This is a genomic window from Ochrobactrum sp. EDr1-4 (genome assembly GCF_049199085.1).
GTDB lineage: Bacteria > Pseudomonadota > Alphaproteobacteria > Rhizobiales > Rhizobiaceae > Brucella.
This window is the reverse complement of record NZ_JBLZOF010000006.1, coordinates 63,568-82,384: the sequence shown is the minus strand read 5'-3', so window position 1 is coordinate 82,384 and position 18,817 is coordinate 63,568. Positions and strand designations below refer to the sequence as shown.

Sequence of the window (18,817 nt, the reverse complement as noted above, 5' to 3'; positions counted from 1 at the left end):
ATGCATAAATCGGTAAAAACGTGCATAGCAGATTTTTATGACCGTGCAAGCAAAAGAAAACGCCGCGCTCTTTTTCAGAGCGCGGCGTTTTCAGGTTTCCTAAGAAAGGAATTACTCTCCAAAGACGATCAAAAGATCCTTCGCGTCAATCTGTTCGCCGGGGCGCACGAGCACTTCGGCAATTGAACCATCGCGTTCAGCACGAAGCGCCGTTTCCATTTTCATTGCTTCGATGGACAGCAGTACATCGCCAGCTTTCACATTCTGACCCTGAGAAACAGCGACAGTGGACACGACACCCGGCATTGGCGCACCGACATGCTTGTCGTTGCCGAGTTCCGCTTTGCGCTTCACGCCACCCGAAGCACCCTTGGCACGGTTTGGCACTTTTACACGGCGCGGCTGACCGTTGAGTTCGAAGAACACAGTGACCATGCCCTTCTCGTCGGTTTCAGACATTGCCTGATTAACAATCACAAGTGTCTTGCCGCGTTCAAGATCAACGAAGACTTCTTCTTCCGGCTTTAAGCCATAGAAATAAACCGGCGTTGGCAGAACACTGGTCGGACCGTAATTTTCCTGCGCCGCCGCATAGTCGGTGAAGACCTTTGGATACATCAGGTAGGAAGCAAATTCCTGATCCGTGATTTCACGGCCAAGCGTTTCCTCAATCGACTTGCGCTCTGCAGCAAGATCAGCGGCAGGCAGTAGCGAACCCGGACGATCCGTGAATGGCTTTTCGTCTTTCAGCACCTTCTTCTGAAGCAATTCAGGCCAACCCGATGGCGGTTGACCAAGATCACCACGCATCATCGAAACGACCGAATCCGGGAAAGCAATATCCTTGTCCGGGTTTTCGACATCAGCAACAGTCAGATCTTGAGAGACCATCATCAGCGCCATGTCACCCACAACCTTAGACGACGGCGTGACCTTGACGATATCGCCAAACATACGGTTCACATCGGCATAGGCCTGTGCAACTTCGTGCCAACGGGTTTCAAGCCCAAGCGAACGTGCCTGTTCTTTGAGGTTTGTGAACTGCCCGCCCGGCATTTCGTGCAGATAGACTTCGGAGGCAGGTCCCTTAAGGTCGCTTTCAAAGGCCGCGTACTGATTGCGCACCGCTTCCCAATAGAAGGAAATGCGGCGGATTGTTTCCGTATCAAGACCCGGATCGCGTTCCGAACCATGCAGCGCCTCAACAATCGAGCCAAGACATGGCTGGGATGTATTACCCGAGAACGCATCCATTGCCGCATCTACTGCATCGACACCTGCATCGACAGCAGCAAGCACAGTTGCCGCCGAAATGCCCGATGTATCATGGGTGTGGAAATGGATTGGAAGATCGGTTTCCTCACGCAGCGTCTTAAACAGCACGCGGGCCGCAGCAGGCTTCAACAGGCCTGCCATGTCCTTAACAGCGATGATATGCGCGCCAGCCTTTTCAACCTGCTTGGCCAGATCAACATAATATTTGAGATCATATTTAGCGCGATCTGGATTGAGAATATCGCCCGTGTAGCAGATGGCCGCTTCGCAGAGCTTGTTTTCTTCCAGCACTGCATCCATCGACACGCGCATGTTCTCAACCCAGTTGAGGCTATCGAACACGCGGAACAGGTCCATGCCGCCCCGCGCTGCTTCACGCACGAAATACTTCACCACATTGTCCGGGTAGGACTTGTAGCCAACGCCATTCGCACCGCGCAGCAGCATCTGCAGCAGGATGTTTGGCGCGCCTTCGCGCACCATCGCGAGGCGTTCCCATGGGTCTTCTGTGAGGAAGCGCATCGACACGTCAAAAGTCGCACCGCCCCAGCATTCAAGCGAGAACAGGTTCGGGAGTGCTTGCGCATAGGCATTGGCCACGCGCGCAATGTCATAAGTACGCACACGCGTTGCCAGCAGCGACTGATGCCCATCACGCATAGTCGTGTCGGTCATCAGAACGCGCTTTTCATTGCGCATCCATTCGGCAAACTTTTTCGGCCCAAGCTTATCAAGCAACTGCTTAGTACCATCCACCACCGGACGATCGCCAAACCACGGCACAACGGGCTTTGCAGCATCCTGCGATGGCAGTGCCCGACCTTTGGTTTCAGGGTGACCGTTGACGGTGACATCAGCAACATAGGTCAGAAGCTTGGTCGCGCGGTCCTGACGCTTCATATGTGTGAAGAGTTCTGGCGTCGTATCGATGAAACGCGTCGTGTAATCATTCGATTGGAACTTCGGATGATTGATGATCGCTTCAACGAAGGTGAGATTGGTCGCAACACCGCGAATACGGAATTCACGCAGCGCGCGATCCATACGGCGAATGGCTTCAATCGGCGTTGAGCCCGAAGCCGTCACCTTGACCAGCAGCGGATCATAATAGCGCGTAATCACCGCGCCCGAATAGGCTGTGCCGCCATCAAGACGAATGCCAAAGCCCGATGCCGAGCGATAGGCCTGAATGCGTCCATAGTCAGGGACAAAATTTTGCTCAGGATCTTCGGTGGTAATACGGCACTGAAGCGCATGACCATTGAGGCGAATATCCTTCTGTTCCGGCACGCCGGATTCTGGCGTTCCAATCGCATAGCCTTCCAGAATATGAATCTGGGCCTTAACGATGTCGATGCCCGTTACTTCTTCGGTAACGGTATGCTCCACCTGAATGCGCGGGTTCACTTCGATGAAGTAGAATGAGCCGGTATCGGCATCCATCAGAAATTCGACCGTGCCCGCACCAATATAATTGGTTTCGTGAGCGATTTTCAGGCCATAGCCAGCCAATTCCTGACGCTGCGCATCATTAAGATAAGGCGCAGGTGCGCGCTCAACCACTTTCTGATTGCGACGCTGGATCGAACAATCGCGCTCATAAAGATGAACCGCATTTCCGTGCGTATCGCCCAAAATCTGCACTTCAACGTGACGTGCGCGCTCAACCAGCTTTTCGAGATAGACTTCATCCTTGCCGAACGCGGCTTTGGCTTCGCGCTTGGCTTCGACCACTTCGCGATCAAGGTCCGCTTCTTCACGGATGGCGCGCATACCGCGACCACCACCGCCCCATGAGGCTTTGAGCATCAACGGATAGCCGATCTTGGCGGCAAGCTTTTTAACTTCTTCAATATCGTCGGGCAGCGGATCAGTTGCAGGAACCACCGGAACGCCAATCTCAATCGCGAGATTACGTGCTGCAACCTTGTTGCCAAGACGACGCATGGTTTCTGGCTTTGGACCGATGAAAATAATGCCGTTTTCAGCACAGGCATCGGCAAACTCAGGGCTTTCCGACAGAAGGCCATAGCCCGGATGGATCGCATCGGCACCCGAGAGCTTGGCCACCCGAATGACTTCATCAATCGACAGGTAACTTTCAATCGGTCCGAGATCACGCGCCAGATGCGGACCGCGACCGACCTGATAGCTTTCATCCGCTTTAAAGCGATGCAATGAGAGTTTATCTTCCTCTGCCCATATAGCGACCGTTTGAATGCCAAGTTCGTTGGCTGCACGGAACACGCGGATAGCAATTTCTGAACGGTTGGCGACCAGAATTTTTCTAATGGGCAAGGCAGGACTCCCAATCTGCAATGATAGATATGACTTTGCTTAACCTGCAAAATAGTCAAGCGCAAACAAACTGTGCAGTCAGGAGATAAAAACAAAATGCCCGACCAAAAGCCGGGCACATTGCTGAAAATTAAAGCAAAAATTGCTAATATATGAGGCAGAATGCCCTGCATTATTCAACGAATAGTGCATTCTACCAAATGAACACTGTTCAGTATTCACCTCATCAGCGCGAGTCTCGCTTATTTCTTCTGAAAGTAATTATACTTTCCGTCATCACCCTTGCGCCACTCAAACATCACGTAAGGCGACAAGCTTGGATCACCCTTTGCGTCATAGGAAAGATCGCCAAGAACTGTCTTGAACGGGCCTTTGCCCTTCAGAGCAGCCGAAACTTCCTGCGGATCGTTGTTGCCAGCGGCATTGGCTGCATCAACGAGCGACTGTACGCCCGCATAAGCGTAGAAAGTATAAGCTTCTGGCTCAAAGCCCTTATCGCGGAATGATTTGATCAGATCAGCATTGGCTGCATCATCACGTGGGTCTGGACCGAAAGTATTGAGAACACCCGCAACCGCATCACCGGCAATCGAAGCCAGTTCGTTCGATACGATGCCGTCACCCGAAATGAACTGCGCCTTTAAATCCTGATCGGCCATCTGGCGAATGATGAGTGCTGCTTCCGGGTGCATACCACCCCAATAAACAGCGGTAATGCCTGCTGCCTTCATCTTCGAAATCAGCGCTGAGAAATCCTTATCGCCCTGATTGACGCCTTCATAAAGCGTTTCTTCCTTGCCATTGGCATTCAGCGACTTCTTGGTTTCATCGGCAAGGCCCTGACCATAAGGGGTCTTGTCATGAAGGATGGCGACCTTGCCGTCCTTGTAGTTGTCGGCAATGTATTTACCTGCGACGATGCCCTGCTGATCGTCACGGCGGCATGTGCGGAAAGTGTTCCACAAATCACGCTCAGTGAACGTTGGGTTCGTCGTACCTGGCGCAATCATTAACACGCCGTTCTCTGCATAAATATCTGATGTCGGGATACTGACGCCAGAATTGAAGTGACCAATTACAAACTGAACGCCATCACCGACGAACTTGTTTGCAACGGAAATTCCCTGACGTGGATCGGCAGCATCATCGCCATAAACGATCGTGATCTGTTCGCCGTTCATGCCGCCCTTAGCATTGGCTTCGGCAACTGCAGCCTCAACACCGCGCTTGATCTGTTCGCCGTAAGCAGCCTGACCACCGGTCAACGGCGCACCGACGCCCAGCAACACATCAGCAAAAGAGCTTCCGCCCATTGCAACCAAAGCAGAAAGACAGACGCCACAGAATAAGGATTTCTTCAATTCAACCACTCCCTGACTAAAGCGCCTTTCGATCTGATTGAATAAGATCAGCGCTTTAGATACTTGTTTTGACGCGCATCTCTTCCGAAAACCGTTTCGCACTTTTCGGGATGCGCCCTCATTCACCCCTCCTCAGGGTAACGAATTATCCACCGCGATAAACGCCAGCTAAAGTCGTTGCAGTAGTTAGATTATCTTGCTTTTTGATTGTCCAGTTTATTTTCAACTATAAATCATGTTTTTTACGCATGATGTCATTCATTTATTATTTTCTAAAATAAAAATGCCCGGCATATAGCCGGGCACTTATCATCAAAACGAAATAATACTACGAAAAGCTTACTGCTGAATGTAAGTATATTTCCCGTCAGCACCCTTTTCCCACTTATACATTACGTAACCTGGGAGTTTCGGATCGCCCTTCTCATCATAAGAAAGTTCGCCGAGCACAGTTGGGAACGGACCTTTTTCCTTCAGCGCTTTCGCAATTTCCTGTGGGTCATTGCTGCCAGCGGCCTTTGCAGCACCTGCCAGCGACTGAACAGCCGCATAGGAATAGAGCGTGTAAGCTTCTGGTTCAAAGCCTGCATCGCGGAACTTCTTGACGAGTTCAGCATTTGCCGGAGCATTACGTGGATCTGGGCCAAACGTGTTCAGCGTACCAGCAACCGCATCACCAGCGATAGAAGCTAGCTCGTTCGAAACGATACCATCGCCCGAAATGAACTGAACCTTCAGACCCTGATCAGCGAGCTGACGGATGATGAGACCAGCTTCAGCGTGCAGACCGCCCCAATAAAGAACGGTAACACCCTGCTGCTTGAGCTTAGCGATGAGCGCGGAGAAATCCTTCTCGCCGACATTCACGCCTTCATAGACGGTTTCAGTCACGCCAAGTTCGTTCAGCTTCTTCTTGGTTTCATCGGCAAGACCCTGACCATAAGGGGTCTTGTCGTGGATGACGGCAACTTTGCCATCTTTGTAATTATCGAAGATGTACTGACCGGCAACAATGCCCTGCTGATCATCACGGCCACAGGTACGGAACGTGTTCCAGAGGTCGCGCTCGGTATAGACTGGGTTGGTTGCAGCTGGCGAGATTTCGAGAATACCGTTTTCGGCATAAACTTCAGAAGCCGGGATCGAAACGCCGGAGTTGAAGTGGCCGATCACATATTTCACGCCATCAGCAGCAAACTTGTTTGCAACGGAAATGCCCTGCTTCGGATCAGACACGTCGTCGCCGAGCGTGATCGTGATCTTTTCGCCATTGATACCACCGGCATCATTGATTTCCTTGATAGCTGCTTCAGCACCCTTTTGAATCTGAGCGCCGTAAACAGCGTTTGGACCGGTCAATGGTGCACCGATGCCCAAAAGCACGTCTGCCCAAGCCGAGCCACTGAAAGCCATCACTGCTGCAAGAGCAACGCCTGAAAAAAGCGATTTCTTCATTTACTTGAACTCCCGATTATAGTTACCCCGAACGATGTTTTGCATCGCTTATTTTCTTGCTGATTACCCAGCAATATCTACGCTGAATTCTGTTTGTTCAACGTGATCTTTTAGAAAAACTCCGCCGCCAGAGCATTTTAGTTTTTTATTTTCAGAACGACTGCTCTAGAGCAGTGTTTTGCATGTCTCTTACGGCGAAGCTTTGAATTATTTTGCCTTCCAGCTCAGTGGCGAAGCCTTTTCGTAGAGCCAGTTATACTGACGTACCATCTGCTTGGTACGGGTAAAACGAAACCCTACTGTTCCAATGATCATCAGGACGACAAGGTCGACCAGATAATAATGCAACGACAGCAGCGTGCCTTCAAACAAAGCATAGTGAATGAAACGCACCGCCGCACCCAATGGGATGAGATACAGCAGAAGCTGCGGATAAGTCCGCCATGTCTGCGCACAGGCGCGTCCTGTCATCCATGCGGCCCAACCGCCGAGAAGACAAGTGATGAGAAAAAACAGCCAGAATGACGGTTCTTCGTAGAGAATTCCCTGCATGTTTTTCCTCCTTAATGCCTTCCGCCTTCGAGATAGGCAGCGCGCACTTCCGGGTCAGCCAGCAGTTCGCGGCCTGCGCCACTCATAGTGATTGATCCATTGACCATAACATAACCGCGATCAGCAAGCTTGAGCGCACCAAACGCATTCTGCTCAACGAGGAACACGGTCAGACCCTGCGTGCGGTTCAACTCCTTGATCGCTTCAAAGATCTGCTTAACGATCAGCGGTGCCAGACCGAGCGATGGTTCATCCAGAAGCAATAGCTTTGGACGTGCCATCAGTGCGCGTGCGATAGCCAGCATCTGCTGCTCGCCACCCGAAAGTGTACCACCGCGCTGCGTGATACGTTCTTTCAGACGCGGGAACAGATCGAACATCAGCGCAACATCTTCTTCAAAATATTGCTGATTATCGAGGCTTGCACCCATCTGGAGGTTTTCGAGAACCGTCATACGCGGGAAAATACGGCGACCTTCCGGCGACTGCGCAATGCGCAGCTTGGCGATTTCATGCGGAGGCATGGCCGTAATGTCCTTGCCACCAAAGAGAATGCGACCCGTACGCGCACGCGGTGAGCCGAAGATGGTCATCATCAGCGTCGACTTGCCAGCGCCGTTGGCACCAATAAGAGCTACGATTTCGCCTTCATTAACGGTGAGATCAATACCCTTGAGCGCACGGATATTGCCATAATAAGTCTCGACCTTTTCGACGGCCAGAAGCGGTTGTTTTGTCTGCATGGTTTCAGCCGTCATCATTCGCTTCCCTTCTTAGGCTTGGCCGGAGCTTTGGTGCCTTTCGGCGCTCTTGGAGCCTTTACGGGAGTGGTCTTATGGCTTGTTGGAACGCTGCCTGCTTCAACACGCGCTGAAAAATCGGTTGCCTGCCCAGTGGCAAGCTGTGCCGCCTGTCCGACCCAGTCTTCGCGGGCAATACGACCATCAAATTCCAGATAGGTTTCGGCCTGAACGATATCGGCTTCACTCCACGCGGCAATCTGATCGAAATGATAGATGCCGTGTTCGTTCAGCTTCTTTTCGTTGACTTCACCAATACCCTTGATGAGCGTCAGATTGTCAGGCGTACCGTCACGCGCCGCAGCCAGTCCGCCAGCAAAGCGAACGGCTTCCTGTGCCTTTTCTTCCTCAATTGCCTCTTCAGCAAGCTGAGATGCGATAAAGTCAGCAGGGTCGCCAGCGCCCGGTTTATCAGCCTCTTCGATCAGATCAGCGATCTCGTCATCATCGACACCGAGATAAGCAGCGATAACCCGCGGATCATTTCTGACCTGTTCCGGCGGACCGTCGGAAATCTTGGTGCCATATTCAAGCACGACAACATGGTCAGAAATTTCCATAACCACCGACATGTCGTGCTCAATGAGCAGGATCGACGTACCGGTTTCCTTACGAATATCAAGCAAAAGCTTGTTCAGCTCTGCCGATTCGCGTGGATTAAGACCGGCTGCCGGTTCATCCAGGCACAGGATTTCAGGCTCGGTGCACATAGCACGCGCGATTTCCAAACGGCGCTGATCGCCATAAGGAAGATCACCAGCCGGATCATCTGCACGATCAATCAGATTGATCTTCTCCAGCCATTGACGTGCTTTTTCAACCGCGTCTTTAGCAGCCTTGCGATAGGTTGGAAAACCAAGCAGGCCGAGGATCGTATAGCCGGACGAACGCATCAGTGTGTTGTGCTGCGCGACGAGCAGGTTTTCGAGAACAGTCAGACCTGAAAACAGACGGATGTTCTGGAAGGTACGTGCAACACGCGCATCCTGCGTGATCTTGAAATCAGGCAGACGTTCCAGCAGGAACTTCTCGCCCGTATTCCGGTGCATCGTCAGCATACCGCCCGTTGGCTTATAGAAGCCGGTGATGCAGTTAAAGACCGTGGTCTTACCGGCACCGTTTGGACCGATGATCGCTGTGATGTCACCGCGCTTCACATCGAAGCTCAGATCGTTGATTGCGACGAGACCACCAAAGCGCATCGACAGATGCTCAACTGTAAGAATGGTGTCTTTCGAACCATTGCCAGCCATAATTTTTGTCTCCGCCATCAGCCGTGCCCTTCCTTGGTAAAGGCACCTGACACCATCTTCTTCTGATTAAGGAACGCGCTAGGTTCGCGGCTTCCGACAAATCCACGCGGCTTCCAGACCATGACAACCACCATGGCAAGACCGAAGATCAGCATGCGGTAGAGTTCAGGCGTGAAGTTTGGACCGAAAATGGCTTTCAGGAAGCCCATTTCACGCAGAATTTCCGTGCCGCCGATCATCGCAATCGCGGCAATGGCAATCCCAACAAGCGATCCCATACCCCCCAGGACAACAATGGCCAGAATGACTGCTGATTCGAGAAATACGAAGGATTCGGGGCTGACGAAGCCCTGACGTGCCGCAAAGAACGAACCTGCAAAACCACCAAACATCGCACCCGTCGCAAAAGCAGTGAGCTTCGTCGTGGTGGTGTTGATACCGAGCGAACGGCAGGCGATTTCGTCTTCACGCAGCGCTTCCCATGCACGACCAACCGGCATACGGCGCAGACGGATCGTCACGAGTGCCGTGATCAGCGCCAGTATGAGAATGATATAGTAGAGGAAGAATTTGTAGTGCGCCGCCGAGAAGGTGAGGCCGTAATAGGCCGCAAAACCATCCTTGCTGGCATTAAACTGAAGACCAAAGAACGTTGCCTTGGCAATGCCCGAAATACCGAACGTACCCTTGGTGAGCTCGGTCCAGTTTATCAGCACAAGTCTGATGATTTCACCAAACGCCAACGTCACAATGGCCAGATAATCGCCCCGCAAACGCAGAACCGGAAAACCGAGAATAACGCCCCATGTTGCGGCCAGAAGACCAGCAATCGGGAGCAGAACCCAGAATGACCATCCGAAATAAGCGGACAGAATAGCGTAGGAATAAGCACCGACCGCATAGAACGCGACATAGCCCAGATCGAGCAGACCTGCGAGGCCAACCACGATGTTAAGACCCCATGCCAGCATCACGTAGATAAGGATCTGCACGCCAAAATTATCGACCCATTTCAACGAACCTTGCCAACCGACAAGTGCTACAATCAGGATCGGATAGGCAAAGAGGAATGCAACGCCGAAATGCGAGAAATGCCTGCGGAAAAATGATGGCTCTTGCGCAGCGACCGCAGGGCGGTTGGCTTTTTCAAACTTCCGCTCCTGCATCCATGGTTGCAGGAAAGCGATGAAGGCAAAGCGACCGACAGCGGCAATCGCAACAAGGGTTGCGAGTGCGCCCCAGCGCTGAGTCAGCACAAGTTCATTGCTAATATTCTGATCGGTTTTGAAACCGACGATGAGGATGAAAAGTCCCAAAGCCACAAGACCGGCAATGAACCCTTCACGAATGGCCCGGGCAAAAAGGGAATCCGGGCGTGGACCTGATTGTACGGCCATGATTACACCTTTTCGACTTCAGGACGACCAAGAATGCCGGACGGCATGAAGATCAGCACGATTGCCAGGATCGAGAACGCGGCGACATCCTTGTAATCGATCGAGAAATACGCGGACCACAAGGCCTCGATAAGACCGATGAGCAAGCCACCGACAACGGCACCTGGCAGCGAGCCAATCCCACCCAGAACCGCAGCAGTGAACGCCTTAACGCCAGGGATGAACCCGTCGGCAAAGGAAATCACGCCGTAGAAGGAGAGATAAAGCGTACCCGCAACGGCGGCCAGCATCGCACCCATCACGAATGTTAGCGAGATAACGCGATCGACATTGATGCCGAGAAGCGCTGCCATCTTGCGATCCTGCTCACAGGCGCGCTGTGCACGACCGAGCGATGTGCGATTGACGATGTACCAGAAGATCGTCAGCAGCACGGCCGTCACAACGATAACCACAATCTGCTTAAGTGAGATCGTCACATCGGTTCCGAAGATGCTGTAAGAGCCGTTGAGCAACTGTGGCACCGGCTTATTGCGTGGTCCCTGCGTCACCTGAACGAAGTTGGACAAGGCAATCGACATACCGATAGCCGTAATCAGCGGCGCCAAGCGAAACGATCCGCGCAATGGCCGGTAAGCGGCCCGCTCAATCGTCCAGCTCCACAGCCCCGTGAGAAGCATCGCAACAACCATCATCAACATCAGCATGAGCGCAATTGGCAGCATACCGATGAATGTTGTTATGATTAGAAAAACAATCAGCGCCATAAAGGCGCCGAGCATAAAGACATCACCATGAGCAAAGTTGATCATGCCGATAATGCCGTAGACCATCGTGTAACCGATGGCGATCAGGCCATAAATCGATCCGAGCGCGAGCCCGTTGATCACCTGCTGGAAGAAATATTCCATCGAGAAGCCACCCATTTAACTCTGCCGGGATTTTATTGACGCATCATTATTTCGTGCGCCTTCATTTTTTTCCCGGATAATTACACCTAACGGCTGTATTAAGGATTGCAAGCCCCTTTTGTCTCAGACAAAAGGCTAATGACTTACTTCCTCCACAAACTAGTTATGTCCCCTAAAAAGCGCCTTGTATATATATTTTTCTCCTAGTTGAGGCACCTTATTCCATATTTTTCACGAGGCGTCACAGACAAAAAATAGGGATCAGATCCCTATTTTTGCCAGCCGTACCGGTTTTACGCAACAGTGAATCCGTGTGCGAACGGATCACGATCATCAATGAAGATCGTATTGTACCCGGTCATGCGTGCCCAACCGGCGATTGAAGGGATGATTCCCGCCCCGCCGCCAACTTCCACGGCTCGTTCTACGCGGCCATGAAACAGCGATCCAATGATGGATTCATGCACAAAATCGTCACCAGGCTTGAGCTTTCCTTTGGCCGCAAGCTGCGCCATACGGGCCGAAGTGCCGGTTCCGCAAGGCGAACGGTCGATTGCCTTGTCCCCGTAGAAAACCGCGTTACGGGCATGCGCTTCCGGGTGCGTCGGCTTGCCTGTCCAAAGAATATGCGTAAGGCGATTAATGTCAGCCAGCTCCGGATGCTGGAATTTATATTTCTCATTCAGGCGCTCACGCAGCACCGGACTCCACGCAATGAGTTGTAGCGCGGAATAATCTTGCATGTCGGTGTAATTTTCTTGCGGCTCGACAATCGCATAGAAGTTTCCACCATAGGCAACATCAACCTTGAGAAGGCCTAAATCGGGGCATTCCACTTCCATCGCTTCCGCATAAAGGAAAGCTGGAACATTTGTCAGGCGCACGCGGTCAACGTACTGCCCGTTCTGCTCATATTCGATTGCAACCAGACCGGCAGGCGTTTCGAGATTGATCTTACCCGGAACTTTCGGCGTTATAAGTCCCTGCTCTATCGCCATAGTGACAGTGCCGATGGTGCCGTGACCGCACATCGGCAGACAGCCGGATGTTTCGATAAACAGCACCGCAACATCGCAGTCATCGCGTGTTGGTGGGTAGAGGATCGAGCCAGACATCATGTCATGGCCACGCGGCTCGAACATCAGGCCAGTGCGAATCCAGTCATACTCGCGCAAGAAATGTGCGCGCTTTTCCATCATGTTGGAGCCAACGAGGTTTGGGCCACCACCTGCAACCAGCCGCACTGGATTGCCGCATGTATGTCCGTCGACGCAGAAAAAGGAATGTCTTGCCATGATGGTCAGTTCCGAAAACGTTGTGGCTTGAATGGTTCAATATCGAGCGCCGGTGTATTGCCCGTGATCAGATCACGAATAATACGTGCCGTCGCTGCCGATTGGGTGAGGCCGAGATGGCCATGGCCGAAGCCATAGTAAATATTGCCGCCAGAGGAGGCGCGACCGATAACCGGCATAGAATCGGGCATAGACGGACGATAGCCCATCCATTGGCGCCCACCTTCGGTTTTTAATCCCGGCAAAAACTGTGAGGCTTTTTTCAGCATTGCAGCCGAGCGCGCATAGTTCGGCGCTAGCTCCAGCCCGCCAAACTCAACGGCACCGCCAACACGCAAGCCAGTAGCCATGGGCGTCGCGACAAAGCCGTGACCGGGAAAGGTCAACTGTCGCTTTGCATCAAAACTGCCAACCGGAAGCGTCGTATTATAACCGCGTTCAGTGTCGAGCGGCACAACATCGCCAAAGCCTTTTGCTAGCTTCTTCGACCAGGCACCTGCCATGAGAACCAGATGTGAAGCTGTAATTTCTGTACCATTGTCGAGCCGAACGACTGCGCCGCCATTTGCCGCCTGCGCAGTTGTAACGCTGGCTTTGATAAAACGCGCGCCTTTGCTTTCGGCATAGGCCCATATGGCCTGACCAAAAAGCTTCGGATCACTGACATTCTTCCAGCCGGGAACGAAGGTTCCAGCAACAAAGCGCGGATTGAGGCCCGGCTGTAATTCTTTTAACCGCTCGCCCCGCACATGCTCATAAGCAATACCGGCTTTCGCCTTTGCATCCCAACCGGGTTGAGATGCTTTCAGTTCGGCTTCACTCTCATAGAGTTCGAGATTACCATCTTCGCGCAAACGGTCACGCAAGCCTGCGCGATCAATCAGACCCAACATCTCGCTTTGTGCGAGCTGCATCATATTGCCCTGCGCAACAGTCGTCTTTTCCAATGCTTGGCTACTGCTAGCGCGCCAGAAGCGATAGAGCCACGGGATCATTTTCGGAAAATACGATGCGCGGATCGTGAATGGTCCAAGCGGATCCATCAACCAACCCGGAACTTTGCCCATAACGCCTTTGGATGCCATTGGCAGGATATCAGAGAAGGCAAGCGCTGCTGCATTGCCGGAACTGGTTTCCTCACAAATGCCGCTTCTATCAATGACCAAAACTTCACGGCCAGCCTCTGCGAGCAATGCTGCCGTCGCCACGCCAACGATCCCGCCGCCGATAATAACAATGTCGTGCGAGGCCTTCGGATCAGATTTCATAAATGCACAGCTCCCGACCGTTTCAGCCATAGTCGTCTCAGCACAAAGTTCTGGCACAGTTTTGTACCGGTCGCATACGTTTCATTCACGCATCTTTTGGAATGACACCATGCGAAAACCCCGTTATCGATGATAGTCGCTCCTTACCGTTATCGGTATTATTTTTGCGACGGCAAAGTGCCTTTCATTGATATATCAGAGATATATCTATAGGCTTCAGACGTGTCAATCGCTATCAGTATAAGGCTTCGACTGCATGGAACGTGCAAGTGTCATTGATAAAGCTGCCAGCAACAGCATCGCCCTCGTCGACAGCTGGGGCAGCGAAAGCCTTGCCGAACAGGCTTATCGCGTGTTGGAGCGCCTGATCGTTACACTGGAACTCGAACCGGGTTCTATCGTCAATGAACGCACGCTGATCGAATTGACTGGCATGGGTCGCACACCGATCCGCGAAGCGATCCAGCGGCTTGCATGGGAGGGACTGGTTGAAGTTCGGCCACGTTCCGGGATTGCTATCGCGCCGATTGATCCAAAAGATTTCAACAAAGTTCTGGATGCCCGCGAAGGTGTTGAGCGCGTATTGGCCCGCGATGCCGCACGCTTTGGCAGCGCGCGCGATTATGAACGACTACAAACTGCCGCCGATGCGATGCGTGAGGCAATACCGTCGGACAATGTTTCATTGTTTCTGGATGCCGATAAAGCATTCGATATCGTGTTGGGAAGCGCTGCTGCAAACCCTTACGCCACGCGCCTCGCAGCACCACTGCAAACACACAGCCGTCGTTTCTGGTTCAGATTGCGCCCGACAACAGGCATCATTGGCTCCGCAAATGCGCATGCAACACTCATTGAAGCGATCATATCGCGGGAGCCAGACCGCGCGAGCGATACTGCCAGCGAGTTAATGAGCTATCTGCGCACGCTTGCACCGTAATGCAGAATTTCAACCCGCGTTTAATACGCCACTTGCATATAGAGTGGCTCTAACGTCGGAATCTGTTGCGGAACGTGTATCGAAGATCAATCCGTCATCAGTGCCAACGTCATTGACCGCCTGCACATAAGAATGCCGGCTTCCATGCGCCATATCGACGTTTTGAACTGTCATGATCGAAAATATGGCTATAAAGCCGAACAGTGCCTGCGACGAGTAACGCATCTCCAACGCTCCGTCATGAATTTGACTGTGCGAATTAAGCGCTGCCTTATGTCAGCATGATGGCATATAGATCCCAACAATAAGCGCTCACATCACAAACGCGCGATCAGCCTTAGCTGACCTTATGCATCGAATCTGACATTTTACGCATGACTTTAAGGGTCGTGCTGAGTTCCTCATCACTAATGCCCTCAAGCAGATCAACGCGCACCTCAGCGGCAAGATCAACAACCTGCTGGGCAAGTGCCTTGCCCTCTTCCGTCATAACAATACGCTTGGCGCGACGGTCGCCTTCAACGGCCTGACGCTCAACAAATGCCTGACGCTCTAGCCCATCAATCAGACGAACCATGGTGGCATTCTCAATCTCTAACACCTCGGCCAGTTCTTTCTGGTAGAGACCTTCCTGTTCAATCAGTGTCAACAGGGTGCGTGCGCGTGCCAGTGTCAGGCCGCGCTCCTTCACACGAGCATCAAATACAGTACGAAGCTTGCGGTTGACCTTCGCCATTGCATCGATCATTTCCGCGCTGAGTTCTGCTCTGCTCATTGCACCAACCTTTATATTAGCAACCTAACAATTCAGTTATGGGATAAATTGCTGCCATAATATTTTCAAGCGATCTTATAAATCTCACGCAAGCGTGATGGTATAAGCTGCGCTACTTATAAAAACAAAAAAGCGGACCAAAGTCCGCCTTTTCAAATTCTCATTTAATGGGAAGCCGAAGCCTGTCCCTTTCAGGCCGGTAAAACCGAGCCCTGCAACGTCATCAGCTGATGCAGGAAAATCTCCGCCTTCGTGCGATGTTCGTTGCTTGTAGCATCTTCAAGATGCTTGCGTGCAATTTCAATGCGCTTCTGAATGTCAGCCGGATCAACGTCATCAACATGCGTTGCCGATTCAGCCAGCACTGTGCAGCCCTGTGGAGTAATGTCAGCGAAGCCGCCAAAGACCACGTAGGAGTCAGACTTGCCGTCGCTCAGCTTGACCGAAACGACACCCGGCATGATCGTCGTCATCAGCGGCGAATGGCCTGCGAGCGCCGTCAGGTAACCTTCACTGCCCGGAATGACAACTTCCGTCACCTGTGCGGAAAGCAAGAGGCGTTCTGGCGACACGAGTTCGAATTGGAAAGCTTGAGCCATGGTTCTCACTTAAATTTCTGGAGCCTGATCCCGAAGACAAAAAAGCTTCAATAAAAGATCATACTCAAACAAATGAACAGGCATTTTCGGCGGGCTTTAAAACCCGCCGAAAATTCAATTCATTAAGCAGCTTCAGCAGCCAGCTTCTTCGCCTTTTCGATCGCTTCTTCAATCGAGCCAACCATGTAAAAGGCCGGTTCTGGAAGATGATCGTATTCACCTGCGCAAAGGCCCTTGAAGCCCTTGATGGTGTCTTCAAGCGCAACAAGCTTACCTGGCGAACCAGTGAACACTTCAGCAACGAAGAACGGCTGCGACAGGAAGCGTTCGATCTTACGAGCGCGCGCAACAGTCAGCTTATCTTCTTCCGACAGTTCGTCCATGCCGAGGATGGCGATGATGTCCTGAAGGGACTTGTAGCGCTGAAGGATCGACTGAACCTGACGTGCAACATTGTAGTGTTCTTCACCAACGATCATTGGATCGAGCATACGCGATGTGGATTCAAGTGGATCCACAGCCGGGTAAATACCCTTTTCAGCGATCGAACGGTTCAGCGTGGTGGTCGCATCCAAGTGGGCGAACGACGTTGCTGGTGCAGGATCGGTCAAATCGTCGGCAGGTACGTAAATTGCCTGAACCGAAGTAATCGAACCCTTGGTCGTGGTGGTGATGCGTTCCTGCATCTGGCCCATGTCGGTTGCCAGCGTTGGCTGATAACCCACAGCGGATGGAATACGGCCAAGAAGAGCCGAAAGTTCCGAACCAGCCTGCGTAAAGCGGAAGATGTTATCCACGAAGAAAAGAACGTCCTGGCCCTTATCACGGAAGTTTTCAGCAACCGTCAGACCCGACAGAGCAACACGAGCGCGCGCACCTGGTGGCTCATTCATCTGACCGTAAACGAGTGCGGCTTTGGAGCCTTCACCGCCACCGAGCTTGTTAACGCCCGATTCGATCATTTCGTGGTAGAGATCGTTACCTTCACGGGTACGTTCACCAACGCCTGCGAATACCGAGTAACCGCCGTGCGCCTTAGCCACGTTGTTGATCAGTTCCATGATGAGAACGGTCTTACCAACGCCCGCACCGCCGAACAGACCAATCTTACCACCCTTTGCGTAAGGAGCGAGAAGGTCAACAACCTTAATGCCCGTTACGAGGATTTCAGCTTCGGTCGACTGTTCGATGTACTCAGGAGCTTCCTGGTGGATCGCGCGACGTGCAGTGGTCTTGATTGGACCTGCTTCGTCAACTGGCTCACCAATAACGTTCATGATGCGGCCAAGCGTTTCTTCGCCAACCGGAACCATGATCGGGTTGCCCGTGTCGCGTACTTCGTGACCACGAACCAGACCTTCGGTCGAGTCCATAGCAATCGTGCGAACGGTGTTTTCGCCCAGATGCTGAGCAACTTCGAGAACCAGACGGTTGCCGAGATTGTCAGTTTCCAGAGCGTTGAGGATCAGCGGAAGCTGACCATCTTCAAACTGAACGTCGACAACAGCGCCGATGACCTGAGTGATCTTGCCTACTGCGCCAGTCGTTGCAGCCTTAGGAGCTGCGTCAGCCTTAGCAGCAGCTGCCTTAGCTGGAGCCCGCTTGGCTGGAGCTTTTGCCGCTGCTGGCGTCGCTTCGGCCGCGGCGGTAGTTTTCGGGGTCGCTGCTTTTGCCATCGATCCTTTACCTTCCGTTAGCATGATCCCGAAAAGTTGCAGACCTTTCGGGAAAATTCATGCGATGAACCTTAACTCTAAAGCGCTTCCGCGCCCGAAATGATTTCAATGAGCTCTTTGGTGATCTGAGCCTGACGCTGACGGTTATACGTGATCGACAACTTGTTGATCATGTCACCGGCGTTGCGCGTTGCATTGTCCATCGCGCTCATCTTCGCGCCCATTTCGCCCGCCACATTTTCCAGCAGAGCGCGGAAAATCTGGACCGAAATGTTGCGCGGGATCAGGGTGCTCAGGATCTCCGCAGGATCAGGTTCGTACTCATAAATCGCATCGCCTGCAGTTCCTGCCTGCTCAGTCGCACCAGCCGAAGCCGGAATAAGCTGCTGTGCAGTTGGGATCTGTGCAATCACCGACTTGAACTCGGAATAGAACAGTGTGCAGACATCAAATGCGCCCTGTTCAAACAGTTCGATGATCTTGTGGCCGATCTGGTCGGCATGCACAAAAGCAAGCTGTTTGACTTCACGCAGATTGACATGGTCAACAATCAACGAAGCAAATTCGCGACGCAGAATATCTGCACCTTTTTTGCCAATCGTCAGAATCTTGACTGTCTTGCCTTCAGCGAGGAGCTTGCGGGCATGATCACGCGCATAACGCGCAATCTGCGAGTTGAAACCGCCGCAAAGGCCACGTTCCGCAGTAGCGACGACGAGCAAATGCACGTCGTCTTTACCTGTACCAGCCATCAAAGCCGGTGCATCTTCACCGCTCACGTTCTGCGCGATGTTAGCGAGAACGGCGCCCATGCGCTGCGAGTAAGGCCGTGCGGCCTCCGCAGCTTCCTGGGCACGGCGCAGCTTCGCCGCGGCGACCATCTGCATCGCTTTGGTGATTTTCTGCGTCGCCTTGACCGAGGCGATACGGTTTCTCAGATCCTTTAGTGAAGGCATCCGTTC

The 18,817-nt window shown here is 52.4% G+C and carries 16 protein-coding genes; 1 reads left to right on the top strand and 15 read right to left on the bottom strand.

Annotation, left to right across the window (positions count from 1 at the left end; translation table 11 throughout):
• Window positions 1–111: 111 nt before the first annotated feature.
• The 10 genes from pyc to ACOZHT_RS17695 form a co-directional block, all read right to left on the bottom strand.
• A complete protein-coding gene (gene pyc, locus ACOZHT_RS17740; protein ID WP_339514606.1) occupies window positions 112–3,573 on the bottom strand; it encodes a pyruvate carboxylase in 3,462 nt (1,153 codons plus the stop codon).
• Between the two features lie 242 nt (window positions 3,574–3,815).
• The gene (locus tag ACOZHT_RS17735; RefSeq protein ID WP_339514604.1) at window positions 3,816–4,934 is read right to left on the bottom strand and encodes a branched-chain amino acid ABC transporter substrate-binding protein; all 1,119 of its coding nucleotides are present in this window, start codon (window positions 4,932–4,934) and stop codon (window positions 3,816–3,818) included.
• Window positions 4,935–5,273: 339 nt separating this feature from the next.
• On the bottom strand, window positions 5,274–6,389 hold the full coding sequence (locus tag ACOZHT_RS17730; protein ID WP_339514602.1) for a branched-chain amino acid ABC transporter substrate-binding protein: 1,116 nt from the start codon (window positions 6,387–6,389) through the stop codon (window positions 5,274–5,276).
• Between the two features lie 207 nt (window positions 6,390–6,596).
• Window positions 6,597–6,941 (bottom strand): DUF6867 family protein, encoded by a 345-nt coding sequence (locus ACOZHT_RS17725; protein ID WP_339514600.1) that lies wholly within the window; start codon window positions 6,939–6,941, stop codon window positions 6,597–6,599.
• 11 nt (window positions 6,942–6,952) lie between these two features.
• Window positions 6,953–7,699 (bottom strand): ABC transporter ATP-binding protein, encoded by a 747-nt coding sequence (locus tag ACOZHT_RS17720; RefSeq protein ID WP_250041340.1) that lies wholly within the window; start codon window positions 7,697–7,699, stop codon window positions 6,953–6,955.
• Window positions 7,699–8,994: an ATP-binding cassette domain-containing protein gene (locus tag ACOZHT_RS17715; RefSeq protein WP_339514616.1), complete on the bottom strand. Its 1,296-nt coding sequence runs from the start codon at window positions 8,992–8,994 to the stop codon at window positions 7,699–7,701. The genes ACOZHT_RS17720 and ACOZHT_RS17715 overlap by 1 nt, the downstream gene beginning before the upstream one ends.
• A gap of 17 nt (window positions 8,995–9,011) precedes the next feature.
• Window positions 9,012–10,391, bottom strand: coding sequence for a high-affinity branched-chain amino acid ABC transporter permease LivM (gene livM, locus ACOZHT_RS17710; protein WP_339514598.1), 1,380 nt, complete (start codon window positions 10,389–10,391; stop codon window positions 9,012–9,014).
• A gap of 2 nt (window positions 10,392–10,393) precedes the next feature.
• Window positions 10,394–11,302: a branched-chain amino acid ABC transporter permease gene (locus ACOZHT_RS17705; RefSeq protein ID WP_339514614.1), complete on the bottom strand. Its 909-nt coding sequence runs from the start codon at window positions 11,300–11,302 to the stop codon at window positions 10,394–10,396.
• Between the two features lie 293 nt (window positions 11,303–11,595).
• The gene (locus tag ACOZHT_RS17700) at window positions 11,596–12,597 is read right to left on the bottom strand and encodes a 4-hydroxyproline epimerase (protein ID WP_339514596.1); all 1,002 of its coding nucleotides are present in this window, start codon (window positions 12,595–12,597) and stop codon (window positions 11,596–11,598) included.
• Window positions 12,598–12,602: 5 nt separating this feature from the next.
• On the bottom strand, window positions 12,603–13,865 hold the full coding sequence (locus ACOZHT_RS17695) for an NAD(P)/FAD-dependent oxidoreductase (RefSeq protein ID WP_421566182.1): 1,263 nt from the start codon (window positions 13,863–13,865) through the stop codon (window positions 12,603–12,605).
• A 256-nt stretch (window positions 13,866–14,121) separates the two neighbouring features.
• Between ACOZHT_RS17695 and ACOZHT_RS17690 the strand changes: the two genes are divergently transcribed.
• The gene (locus ACOZHT_RS17690; protein WP_339514592.1) at window positions 14,122–14,805 is read left to right on the top strand and encodes a GntR family transcriptional regulator; all 684 of its coding nucleotides are present in this window, start codon (window positions 14,122–14,124) and stop codon (window positions 14,803–14,805) included.
• A gap of 9 nt (window positions 14,806–14,814) precedes the next feature.
• Here the strand turns inward: ACOZHT_RS17690 and ACOZHT_RS17685 are convergent, their stop codons facing one another.
• The 5 genes from ACOZHT_RS17685 to ACOZHT_RS17665 all read right to left on the bottom strand — a co-directional run bounded on the left by ACOZHT_RS17685 (window position 14,815) and on the right by ACOZHT_RS17665 (window position 18,811).
• Entirely contained in the window at window positions 14,815–15,030 is a 216-nt protein-coding gene (locus tag ACOZHT_RS17685; protein ID WP_339514589.1) for a hypothetical protein, read from the bottom strand.
• A 112-nt stretch (window positions 15,031–15,142) separates the two neighbouring features.
• Entirely contained in the window at window positions 15,143–15,580 is a 438-nt protein-coding gene (locus ACOZHT_RS17680) for a MarR family transcriptional regulator (protein WP_339514587.1), read from the bottom strand.
• Between the two features lie 191 nt (window positions 15,581–15,771).
• Window positions 15,772–16,179, bottom strand: a complete 408-nt coding sequence (locus ACOZHT_RS17675) for a F0F1 ATP synthase subunit epsilon (protein ID WP_339514585.1) — start codon at window positions 16,177–16,179, stop codon at window positions 15,772–15,774.
• Between the two features lie 122 nt (window positions 16,180–16,301).
• Window positions 16,302–17,855: a F0F1 ATP synthase subunit beta gene (gene atpD / locus ACOZHT_RS17670; RefSeq protein ID WP_339514582.1), complete on the bottom strand. Its 1,554-nt coding sequence runs from the start codon at window positions 17,853–17,855 to the stop codon at window positions 16,302–16,304.
• Window positions 17,856–17,932: 77 nt separating this feature from the next.
• Window positions 17,933–18,811, bottom strand: coding sequence for a F0F1 ATP synthase subunit gamma (locus ACOZHT_RS17665; RefSeq protein WP_339514580.1), 879 nt, complete (start codon window positions 18,809–18,811; stop codon window positions 17,933–17,935).
• Window positions 18,812–18,817: the final 6 nt, after the last annotated feature.